Origin of the sequence: Actinomadura sp. GC306 (assembly GCF_004348665.1) — a bacterium.
Taxonomy (GTDB): Bacteria; Actinomycetota; Actinomycetes; order Streptosporangiales; family Streptosporangiaceae; genus Spirillospora.
The window spans coordinates 1-7646 of sequence record NZ_SMKM01000302.1 but is presented as its reverse complement, the minus strand read 5'-3'; the positions used below and the strand labels follow the sequence as shown (position 1 = coordinate 7646).

Below are 7646 nucleotides of genomic sequence, written 5' to 3'. Positions count from 1 at the left end.
CCGGAAGCCCCCGCACGACCGGCCTCCACGAGTCGAGCGGTCGAGGGACGGTCCGGCCCACGAGGTCACGCGAATGCATACTCACCTCACGGGTCGTGCGGCCGGAGGGCGCTCTGCGCCCGGAGGTCGCACGACCCGACGCACGGCGGGCCGATTCACGAGACGCGTCAGCGGATCGGGAAACGGTTCGCCGTGCGCAACGGGGGTTCCAGGGGGTCGCTCCCCCTGGAACAACACTGTGTCCGGACCTTCTGGCCCTCGTCCTGCATCCCCAGCTTCGGGACGTGCCTTGCGGCGCGTCCCGATGCCCCCTGCACGGCCGGGTGCGGAGTATCCGGCGGGGTCATGGCTCATGCCCCGCCCCTACCCGTTATCCGGCTTCGATGTACGCGTCGCGCAGGTAGTCGTGGACGGCCTGCTCGGGGACCCGGAACGAGCGGCCCACGCGGATCGCGGGCAGCTCGCCGGAGTGGACGAGGCGGTAGACGGTCATCTTGGACACCCGCATCACCGAGGCCACTTCGGCCACGGTCAGGAACCTGACCTCGCTCAGAGGTCGCTCGCCTGAGGTCATCGGACGCCCTCTTCCACACGTGACGCGCACCGGCCCTTTGGGTGACTTTGATCACGCACGTGTACTTCCTCCAGCGTAAATCGCGTATCGGCAGTCGCAAGAGGGGAGTTCCGCACATTTGCGTCTCCCGACCTGACCCAGGAGACACAGTGCTGATTCCACACGTAGCGTGGACATGGCGGCACATTGCGTGGCAGACGATCGGTTGTCCACCGAAACCCCGCGCTGACCTGCGGTTCCGCCGCTCCCGGTGGCGTCGCGCAAGCCCATCCGTCCCGTTACGGCTGCGCTGTCACACGGAGTGACATCCACAGCGGGCGCGATACCTGGTCACCGGCACGCGCCGGCCGGGTCAGGAGGCCGGGTCGAGACCCGCGTGATCAAGGATGTACGCGGTCAGCGGCGTGTAGTGGTGCGGGGCGATGCCGTCGTCGAGCGGGACGACGACCTCGATCTTGCCTTCGGCGGCGCCCGCGAACAGCGCCGGATCGTTACAGTCCGCGAACCCGACGGTGTCGATGCCCGCCTGGCCGGCGGCTCCCGCCCAGCCGTGATCGGCGATGGCCAGATCCGGCCAAAAATCAGGTTTAGCTTCCGGAGACCCTCCGGAAGCGCTATCGGACAGCTCCCGGAGCATGGCCTCCATCGGGTCCGGGTCGTGGGTGTGGTGCGTCCGCCGGTCGTCGCCCTCCAGCATCGCCACCCCCGGCTCGGCGTAGACGAGGCGGCGCATGTCGAGGCCGCCGTAGCCGACCTCGATCTCGTACTCCCAGCCCGCCGCGGGCGTCAGCACCCGGCAACCCGCGGCCGCCAGCGCCCGCGCGACCGCCTGGTACAGCGGCGTCAGCGTCGCAGGGTGGCCCGTCGCGACGACCACGTTCTCCCGGCGGCGCGCGGCGGCGCCGATGCGCTCGCCCATCGCCTCCAGCGTGTCGAGCGTGATGTCGGGGTCGATGGTGTCGTCGCCGTAGATGTGCCGGGGGTCGGGGTTCACCCCGCAGCGCTCGACCATCATCTCCAGCACGGACCGCTCCGTCCACGACGGCTTCAGCTCGAGCCCGAACTGGTAGTACGGGTGGCCCGCGGCCATCCGCCGGTAGTGCAGCAGGTTGTTCTGGCGCGGCGTCGCCACGTCGCCGGCGATCATCGTCCGGACGAGGTGGGCGCGCAGCTCGTCCCGCGTCGGCGCCGGCTTCGGCCCGGCGGCCGGCGGGGTTCCGGCGGCGGTCATACGTCCGTCATCGGGTCGAGGCCGTGCTCGGGGAAGACCGCCCGGCGGGTCGCCAGCACCGCCTGGTCGACGGGGCTCGCCGGGTCGATGCCGCTCGCCCACGTACTGACCTCCACCACGTCCGTCCCGTCCGTCATCCGGCGCGGGGCGATCTCGTCGGTCCGCTCGCGGGCGAACGCGCGCCATTCCTCCGGCGTCGGGGTGTCCGGCGGGATGGGCCCGCCGGCGGCCTCGGCCAGCAGGTGCGTCCAGGCGCGCGGCACGACCTGGACCAGCTCGTAGCCGCCGCCCCCGGTGGCGATCCACCGGCCGCCCGCGGTCTCGTGCGCGAGCTTGTGCAGCAGGTGGTAGGCGGTGCGCTGGCCGTCCACGCTGAGCGTGAGGTGCGCCAGCGGGTCGAGCGCGTGCCCGTCGGCGCCGTGCTGGGTCACCAGGACCTCGGGGCGGAAGCGGCGCAGCAGCGGCGGAACGATCGCGTCGAACGCGCGCAGCCACGGCCGGTCGCCGGTGCCGGGCGGCAGCGAGATGTTGACGGACGTGCCCTCGGCGCCCGTCTCGTCCGGGAAGCCGGTGCCCGGGAACAGCGTCCGCGGCGTCTCGTGGATGCTGATCGTCAGGACGCGCGGGTCGTCGTAGAAGGCGGCCTGGACGCCGTCGCCGTGGTGGACGTCGATGTCGACGTAGGCGACGCGCGCGGCGCCGCGCTCCAGCAGCCACGCGATCGCGATGGCCGGGTCGTTGTAGACGCAGAACCCGCTGGCGGCCCCGCGGAGCGCGTGGTGCAGCCCGCCGGAGATGTTCACGGCGTGCTCGGCGCCGCCGGTCCACACCGCCTCGGCCGCCGCGACGGACGCGCCCGCGACCAGTGCCGACGCGTCGTGCATGCCGATGAAGACGGGGTTGTCGGCGGTCCCGATCCCGAACCGCTCCTCGGGGATCCCGGTGGCGCCCGCGTGCTTCACGGCCGCGATGTAGTGCTCCTCGTGGACGAGCCGGAGCAGCTTGTCGCCGGCGGCCTCGAACGGCGAAACGCGCACGTTGGGCCGGTCCAGGACGCCGAGCTCGCGCGCGAGCGCCATCGTCAGCTCGACGCGCACGGGGTTCATGGGGTGTCCGGGGCCGAAGTCGTAGGAGACGAGCCGTTCGTCCCAGAAGACCTCGAGCCCGCAGTTCTCGGGAGCCGAGGACGGGGAGGGCGCGGCACTGCTCATGACCTCACGGTATCGCCTCGGTCACGTGGCCCGGCTCACAGCCGTCGCGGCGGAACCCGAAACGGAGGCCGCGACCGCGACGAAGCTGTGACGTGAGTTACACACCGAAAACGGGCATACCGATAAGACAGTATTTACTTACGAACGGAACGCAGATGGACCCGAGCGTACGCAGCCGCGCGATCAGCAACGTGCTCCGCCTGGGCGTACGCCCGATCATGCACCGCATCCCCGGCCATCCCGGCGGCATCCGCACCGCCCGCTCGACCGTGGACGCCGCGGCACTGCTCATCCCGCCCGACTCCCGCGTCCGCGTGCTGCCGCTGAACGACCCGCAGCTGGAGACCGGTCGGGACGAGCGTGCCATCACCGGCGAGTGGGTCGTCTCCCGCGACGTACAGGGCGGCGCGGGAAGTGCCGCGCAGGGCGCCGTCCTCTACCTGCACGGCGGCGGCTACGTGGTCTGCTCGCCGCGCACGCACCGGCAGATCACGGCGCGGCTCGCCCTCGACACCGGGCTGCCCGTCCTCGCCCCGCGGTACCGCCTCGCGCCGGAGCACCCGTTCCCCGCGCCGCTGGAGGACGCCGTCGCCGCCTACCGCTGGCTCCTGGCGCGCGGCGTTCCGGCGTCCGGGATCGTCCTCGCGGGCGACTCGGCCGGCGGGCACCTCGCGACGGCGCTCGCGGGCGAGATCTGCCGGCAGGGGCTCCCGGGCCCGGCCGGGCTCGTCCTGTTCTCCCCGTGGGTCGACCTGACCTGCGAACTCTCCCTCCGCGCGCAGCACGGGGCCCGCGACCCGTACATCAGCGCCGTCTCGGCGCAGCGGGTCGCCCGCCTCGTGGTGGGGCCGGCCGGATTCGACGACCCGCGGCTGGCCCTGCTCACCTGCGCGTGGACGGACGTCCCGCCCGTGCTCATCCAGGTCGGCGGCGACGAGGTCCTGCGCCCGGAGGCCGAGGCCCTGGCGGAGGCCCTGACCGGCGCGGGCGCGGACTGCGAGCTGCAGGTCTGGAAGGGCCAGATGCACGTCTTCCAGATGCTGAACCGCGTCCTGCCGGAGGCCGCCGCCGCGATGGGCGACACGGCCCGCTTCATCCGCTCCGTGACGGCGCCCGCCGCCGCGGAACGGTCCGCCGCCCCGTCCGACGCGGCCGCCTGAAAACGCCTGATCAGCTGCGGCAGGCGGGCTCGGGGGCCGGAACCCCGTCGTCCGCGCGCCGCTCGCGGCCGGTGAGGAAGAAGCCGGCCAGGGCGGCGAGCGCGGCCACGCCCTCCCCGACCAGGCTGAGCGTCTTCTCCGCGTACCAGACCGGCTCGTACATGTCGGGCAGCGGACCGAGCGGGCCCACGTCGACGTAGTAGTAGAGGACGAGCGCGCCGACCGCGCTGGCGGCGACGACGAAGGCCAGCGCGTACACCCAGCGGGAGGCGCGGACGAGGATCAGAACCGCGACCGCGGCGGCGACCGCGGCCTGGACGCGGAACAGCACGTCACCGCCGATGGCCCCGCCGCGCACGAACTCCATGTCGGGCGCGAACACCCAGTGCACATAGGCGTCGACGGCCAGTCCGGCGGCTACGAGCAGGCGCAGTATGAGTCCCATGCCCTAACCACGGAACGGCGCCCCGATCGGATCAATGTTCAAAGATGAACTTTTCCGGGGGTCAGCCGCCGGCCAGCTCGCGGCCCCGGTTGCGGGCGGCCTCGATCGCCTCCAGCACGGCCGCGCGGACGCCGTGCCGCTCCAGCTCGCGGATCGCCGAGATCGTCGTCCCGCCGGGGGACGTGACGGCCTCGCGCAGCAGCACCGGGTGCTCGCCGGAGTCGCGGAGCATGACGGCGGCGCCCACGGCCGACTGCACCACCATCTCCAGCGCGGCGGCGCGCGGCATGCCGAGCAGGATGCCCGCGTCGACCATCGCCTCGACCAGGAAGTAGAAGTACGCCGGGCCGCTGCCCGACAGGGCGGTCGCGCCGTCCTGGAGCGACTCGGGGATGCGCAGCACCTTCCCGACCGGCGCGAGCAGCTCCTCGGCCAGCTTGAGGTGCTCCTCGCCCGCGTGCGACCCGGGCGAGATCACGCTCATCGCCTGGTCCACGAGGACGGGCGTGTTCGACATCACGCGGACGACGGGCACGCCCTCCGGCAGCCGCTCCTGGATGAACCCGGTCGTGATCCCCGCCGCCATCGAGATCACCAGCCGGCCGGGCGGGGCCTTCGGGCCGACCTCGTCCAGCAGGACGCCCATGTCCTGCGGCTTGACCGCGAGGATCAGCGTCTCGGCGCGGGCGGCGGCCTCGACGTTCGGCACGATCTCGATGCCGTACCGCTCGCGCAGCAGCGCGCCGCGCTCCTCCCGGCGCACGGTGGCCATCAGCTCGGCCGGGCGGCGGCCGGCCCGGAGGACCCCGGACAGCAGCGCCTCGCCCATCTTCCCGGCACCCAGAATCGCGATCATCGATACACCTTGACGTGGGGTTCCTGAGGACCGGTCCAGCCTATCGGCGGGCACGGGTGCGGGGCGGGGTCAGGACCGCCCGGCCAGGGAGCGCATGAAGAACCGCAGGTTCGCGGGCCGCTCCGCGAGGCGGCGCATGAAGTACGGGTACCACTCCCGCCCGTACGCGACGTACACCCGGACCTGCGCGCCCTGCGCCGCGAGCCGCCGCTGCTCCTGCGGGCGGATCCCGTAGAGCATCTGGTACTCGAAGGAGTCCGCGTCCCGGTCGTGCAGCAGGGCCAGCGCGCCCGCGATCTCGATGAGCCGCGGGTCGTGCGTGGCGAGCATCGGGTAGCCCCTGCCTGCCATCAGCACCTTCATGCACCGCACGAACGACTTGTCGACGCCTTCCTTGTCGGTGAAGGCCACCGCCGAGGGAGCGGCGTAGGCGCCCTTGCACAGCCTGACGCGCGACCCCTCGTAGGCGAGTTCCGCGCAGTGCTCCTCTGCCCGGCGCAGGTACGACTGGATGACGACCCCCACATCCGTGAAGTCGCGCCGCAGTTCGTGGACGATCCTCAGGGTCGAGTCGACGGTCGTGTGCTCTTCCATGTCGAGCGTGACCGTCGTCCCGGCGGAACGCGCGGCCTCGCAGATCCGGCGCGCGTTGCCCAGGGCGAGGTCCTCGTCGAACGTCTGCCCCATGGCGGACAGCTTCACCGACACCTCGGCACGCGTCCCGAGCCCGGCGGCACCGAGCCGCTCCAGAAGCCCGATGTAGTGCTGGACGTTCTCTTCGGCCCGCCCCTTGCCGTGGGTGTCCTCACCCAGGACGTCCAGGGTGACGAGCAGCCCCTCACCGGTCAGCTCACCGGTGACGCGCGCCGCGTCGTCGATGGTGTCCCCGGCGATGAACCTGCGGACCACGTCCGCGCTGAACGGCGCGGTCTCCACGACCCTGCGCACGCCGTCACTGCGCGACGCGACGAGCAACGCCTGACGAAGCACTGTGCGAACCCCTCGGTGGACCTGTCGACTCCGACCAGGTTATGCCCGTCCCAGGCGAATGATCACGAGACGCTGCCGAGCCCGCGGCCCCCGCCGTTCTGGCTGACGTACTCGGCCATGTGGGCGCTCTTCACGGCGTTGAACAGCGCCCGCGCCTTGACCGGGTCCAAGAACACCACGCTCTGCCTCGCGCGGCTGCCGGTGCCCCGGTGCGGCGTCGTCATGAACATCACGTCCGACGCCCGGACGTTGCGCATGCTCAGCGCGAGCGAGCGGAGGTCGCCCGCCGACACGCCCTCGTCCACGCTGATCGACTTGGTGAGCGCGGACAGGAACCGGTCGAGCTTCAGCGGGTTGGTGAGCGTCCCGCGGTCGGCGGCCTGCTTGGCGAGCGCGCCGAGAAACGCCTGCTGCCGCTTGATCCGGTCGAAGTCGCCGTTCGGCAGGTTGTACCGCTGCCGGACGAACAGCAGCGCCTCCTCGCCGTCGAGCCGCTGCTTGCCCGCCGTCCACTGCTTCTTGCGCGCCGGGTCGTAGACCGTCTCCTTGATGTTGACGGTGACGCCGCCGAGCGCGTCCGTCATCGACTTGAACCCCTCGAAGTCGATGGCGCCGTAATGGTCGATCCGGATGCCGGTGAGGTGCTCGACGGTCTCGATCAGCAGTTTCGGCCCGCCGTAGGAGAACGCCGCGTTGATCTTCTGGTTGCCGTACCCGGGCACCTCCACCCACGCGTCGCGCGGGAACGAGATGACGTACGCCTTCTTCCGGTCCGCCGGCAGGTGCAGCAGCATGATCGTGTCGGTGCGCTGCTGGCCGGGCTTCCACGTCCGGTTGCCCGCGCCGGTGGTGTTCTGCTCCCGGGAGTCCGACCCGACGAGCAGCCAGTTCTCGGTGCCCTCGACGTTCGGCCCCGGCCGGGCGGCGCCCTTCTCCGGCATGACGCCTTCGATGCGGTCGATGTTGCCGTTGTAGGACGACTGCCGCTGCCACACCAGCCCGCCGATGCCCGCGACGACCAGCGCGGCGAACACGCCGATCGCGATCAGGACCCGCGGCCACCGCCGCTTGCGCCCGACCGGCCCGGCACCGTCCGACCCGCCCCAGAACGCGTTCTCCGGCTCGTCCTTCGGCCCCGGCCCGCCCGCTGCTCCGCCGCCCGGCGTCCCACCGCCCGCA

8 protein-coding genes are annotated in these 7646 nt (G+C 72.1%); 1 reads left to right on the top strand and 7 read right to left on the bottom strand.

What is annotated here, in order from left to right:
* Positions 1–370: 370 nt before the first annotated feature.
* The 3 genes from E1200_RS28785 to E1200_RS28775 all read right to left on the bottom strand — a co-directional run bounded on the left by E1200_RS28785 (position 371) and on the right by E1200_RS28775 (position 3016).
* The gene (locus E1200_RS28785; protein WP_131877351.1) at positions 371–574 is read right to left on the bottom strand and encodes a helix-turn-helix domain-containing protein; all 204 of its coding nucleotides are present in this window, start codon (positions 572–574) and stop codon (positions 371–373) included.
* Between the two features lie 352 nt (positions 575–926).
* Complete coding sequence (locus tag E1200_RS28780; protein WP_131955221.1) at positions 927–1805, bottom strand: phosphatase; 879 nt, start codon at positions 1803–1805, stop codon at positions 927–929.
* Positions 1802–3016 carry an acetoin utilization protein AcuC gene (locus E1200_RS28775; RefSeq protein WP_131955220.1) on the bottom strand — a complete coding sequence of 405 codons (1215 nt, stop codon included), beginning with the start codon at positions 3014–3016 and terminating at the stop codon, positions 1802–1804. Before E1200_RS28775 ends, E1200_RS28780 begins: the two co-directional genes overlap by 4 nt.
* Before the next feature lie 155 nt (positions 3017–3171).
* Here E1200_RS28775 and E1200_RS28770 point away from each other — a divergent pair, with 155 nt between their 5' ends.
* Positions 3172–4176 carry an alpha/beta hydrolase gene (locus E1200_RS28770; RefSeq protein WP_131955219.1) on the top strand — a complete coding sequence of 335 codons (1005 nt, stop codon included), beginning with the start codon at positions 3172–3174 and terminating at the stop codon, positions 4174–4176.
* A gap of 10 nt (positions 4177–4186) precedes the next feature.
* On the opposite strand, the gene E1200_RS28765 is transcribed toward E1200_RS28770, so the two are convergent.
* The 4 genes from E1200_RS28765 to E1200_RS28750 all read right to left on the bottom strand — a co-directional run.
* A complete protein-coding gene (locus tag E1200_RS28765) occupies positions 4187–4621 on the bottom strand; it encodes a hypothetical protein (protein ID WP_207933597.1) in 435 nt (144 codons plus the stop codon).
* A gap of 61 nt (positions 4622–4682) precedes the next feature.
* Positions 4683–5477: a pyrroline-5-carboxylate reductase gene (gene proC / locus E1200_RS28760; protein WP_131955218.1), complete on the bottom strand. Its 795-nt coding sequence runs from the start codon at positions 5475–5477 to the stop codon at positions 4683–4685.
* Between the two features lie 69 nt (positions 5478–5546).
* The gene (locus E1200_RS28755; RefSeq protein WP_131955217.1) at positions 5547–6467 is read right to left on the bottom strand and encodes a proline dehydrogenase family protein; all 921 of its coding nucleotides are present in this window, start codon (positions 6465–6467) and stop codon (positions 5547–5549) included.
* Positions 6468–6529: 62 nt separating this feature from the next.
* Positions 6530–7646 (bottom strand): LCP family protein (locus E1200_RS28750; RefSeq protein WP_131955216.1); only part of this gene is annotated, 1117 nt, incomplete at its 5' end.